3 protein-coding genes are annotated in these 2,733 nt (G+C 42.2%); 2 read left to right on the top strand and 1 reads right to left on the bottom strand.

Going from position 1 to position 2,733, the window contains the following annotated elements; translation table 11 throughout:
- Positions 1–97: 97 nt before the first annotated feature.
- Complete coding sequence (locus tag ACM0OZ_RS48390) at positions 98–1,624, bottom strand: hypothetical protein (protein ID WP_414590080.1); 1,527 nt, start codon at positions 1,622–1,624, stop codon at positions 98–100.
- 210 nt (positions 1,625–1,834) lie between these two features.
- Between ACM0OZ_RS48390 and ACM0OZ_RS48385 the strand changes: the two genes are divergently transcribed.
- Both ACM0OZ_RS48385 and ACM0OZ_RS48380 read left to right on the top strand, forming a co-directional pair.
- Positions 1,835–2,260 (top strand): helix-turn-helix domain-containing protein, encoded by a 426-nt coding sequence (locus tag ACM0OZ_RS48385; RefSeq protein WP_414590079.1) that lies wholly within the window; start codon positions 1,835–1,837, stop codon positions 2,258–2,260.
- A 241-nt stretch (positions 2,261–2,501) separates the two neighbouring features.
- Positions 2,502–2,711 (top strand): hypothetical protein, encoded by a 210-nt coding sequence (locus ACM0OZ_RS48380; protein WP_414590078.1) that lies wholly within the window; start codon positions 2,502–2,504, stop codon positions 2,709–2,711.
- Positions 2,712–2,733 lie beyond the last annotated feature (22 nt).

Raw genomic sequence — 2,733 nt, 5'->3', positions numbered from 1 at the left:
TAGTACAGTTGAACTGTTATGGGAGTGAGCGCCGACTTTTAGTCTAAACTCCAGATGGTTATCAAGCCAGCCGCGAATGATGAAGGTTTGAACCATTTCAAAACTCCATTTCGCGAATATCGACAACACGCCCGTTGACCTTCACCAATTCACACCCGTTTATAGGGTCGCTTGCCCAGTTGAGTGCAATTTGACGGTAAGTGTCACTACCAGAGTTCAAATACTTCCTCATGTCGTCCAAAGTAGCTGCATACGCTTCTTTTGGAGAAAAGACCTCAGCAATAGAAGTCAGCGTTCTTGTACGCTCACGCTTTTCCCGTATAGATTCAACCAATGCCTTAGCTTTAGATAATTCGTCAGGTACAGCAGCTGGCGGTTGCTTAGTATTTCCTGTGTCACTGTTTTCTGTAGAAGCATGACGAGCGTGAACGTTCTCCCAATAAGCTGTATCTTCAGCAGTAATGCATGATTGATACGCCGCAGGGTTAATTACTCCAAATTCATCCTTTGGGGCTTCTGGTAGCACTTGGCACTCCTCTCCAACAACAGCTAGAGTATGAGGTGCAACCTGTTTTAAGATTTCTTGCGGTGTCCGTTCTTCAGTTACCCTCATTTCTTGAGGCAGTTGGACGGATGCCCTCCCATGCTTTAAAATTTCTTGCTCATCCAGTGTGGTATCGACACCCGCCAGCTTCCTAGTTTGAATATTGGCAGCTTTGTGTAAGACAGTATTTTGATAGTATTCCCAATGAATAGATAACTTAGCAGGAGCGTTCATAAACATCGCCAGAGCGTCTGCACGTTTCTTATGAATATCCTCTCCATGAGCCTTCTGAAGATTTTGAGCAACGAACATCAAAAAATTCTCGTCCAGCTTGCCCCGCTCAGTTTTCCAAGCCCCATTAGGTAGCCAGTCCCACTGAACATCTTTAGGGTCAACACGTCTATTGTAAAACGGTTCGGCACGTCTCGCGACGACGGCATTTTTTCTAGTAGAGATAGCGAGGCTTGTTCGTTGAGTCTCAGGCTCAGTTGTCAGCGTTGCGGAGCATTGAAGTTTAGTTTCTTCTGGCTTGTCTAAAATGCAAACTGTTTTTCGTTTTTCGCTCTCGCTCTTTTCTGAGAGAGTCTGAGTTAAGTCTGTATTAGTCTGAATAGTCTCGCGCACGCGATCTATATTATGCAATCGTTCATCTGACTGAAATTGACTTTCAATGGACTGAACAAAGGTTTCAGTAGAGTGAAGTTGAGTTTCAGTAGAGTGAAATTGAGTTTCAGTGGAGTGAACACCCTTATCAGATAAGGGCTCCAGCCCGTTTTTGTCTAAGTACCTTTGTGCGCGTTCAGAAATAAACCGAGGCTTAAAGTTAATAACTGCTTGAACAATTTCAACTGAATCAATGAATCCTTTGCGCTCCAATTGCTTAATTGCACCAGAGACAGCACCAGTACTCATCTTCATAAACTGAGCGACGGTTTTGATTCTACAGTCAACCTTGCGATCGCCCATTGGATTCTGACACAGCAAGTAATACAAGACTTTGACTTCACTGTAGGAAAGAACAGTAGTGACCTTTGCCCATTCCTCAATTGAGAGGCAGTGAAACAGCATTTCTTCTGACATCACCGCGACCCTCCAAAAAAAAGATTTTTTCCTTGACTTGTACTGCTTACTGTCATATAATTTCCTCACTTGTACAAATACTCTCAGTAGCGCAAATATTCTCTGAGAGTATCTTTGTTACCATTAAGTCAGTTGACTAAAAGAACTAAACTGACTACTCTAAAAGAATAATACAATATTCTATAAGAGTAAAGGGTAAAGCAAAAAAATATGGCAAAGATTCAAATCGGTTCAATCCTCAAAGAAGTTATGGACCGCTATGAGGTAAAAAATACAGACCTTGCAAGAATAGCCGGAACAAACCCACGGCACGTGAGCGACATCAAAGCGGGAAGAAAATCTTTGTCAACAGAATTGCTCACCTCAATGCTTGAAGCGTTCGACGAGCTAGCGCCAGGTGCAAGGATGTTATTTTGCAAAATGATGGCAGGTACAGGCGAAGAGCTAAAGCAATCAATGACCATTGGTGACAAAATCGCTGAGTTGGTAGCGATCGCCAACGATGACGACATTGAAAAAACCTTGCAAGCAGTTGCTTCTCGCTGGAAACAAGGCTACAAGGTTGACACTAGTAATAGTACGAATATACTAGAAAGCGAGGAACCAGAAAAGATACCTGACAAAATTGGTGTATAAATTTTTCTAATAACTGCAAATGATGGCTTTCTTGGTAAACCTGGGTATACTCCCAGGTGTTCTTTTTTTATTATTCTTTCAGTAGTTAAAAATCTGGTAAACAGGGGAATAATAACTCTACAGGTTTTTGTAGATCGGGTTTACCGCACTACTGTTATGAGAAAAACTATAGGATTCCTATTTGATTTTTGAAAAAAAAAGCGAGAAAATACGGAGGGGTGTACAAGTGTAAGAGCAGACAATGAAAAATCAGCATCTACAAACTGCAGTACTGCCTGCGGAAGTGGCAACTGCGATGGGATCACACGAAACCACTCAAAGGGCGATCGCCGAACTACAAGAATTTATTGCTTTGCGTCCAAATGCCCGTGAGGTAAGGAAAGCACTAGTAGTCAAGCTGGTTTATCAAGGCTACTTGTATGAACCTATCCCACTAATAATATTTTGTTAATCCAAATGTGGATAGTAGCAAG

The sequence above is a fragment of the Scytonema sp. PCC 10023 genome (assembly GCF_963920835.1).
Classification (GTDB): Bacteria; Cyanobacteriota; Cyanobacteriia; order Cyanobacteriales; family Nostocaceae; genus Kalymmatonema.
This window is presented reverse-complemented; position numbering and strand designations above follow the sequence as displayed.

Coding starts and splice junctions, on each gene's coding strand:
- ACM0OZ_RS48380 (WP_414590078.1), top strand. CDS start 2,502: ATGAAAAATCAGCATCTACAAACTGCAGTACTGCCTGCGGAAGTGGCA.
- ACM0OZ_RS48385 (WP_414590079.1), top strand. CDS start 1,835: ATGGCAAAGATTCAAATCGGTTCAATCCTCAAAGAAGTTATGGACCGC.
- ACM0OZ_RS48390 (WP_414590080.1), bottom strand. CDS start 1,624: ATGTCAGAAGAAATGCTGTTTCACTGCCTCTCAATTGAGGAATGGGCA.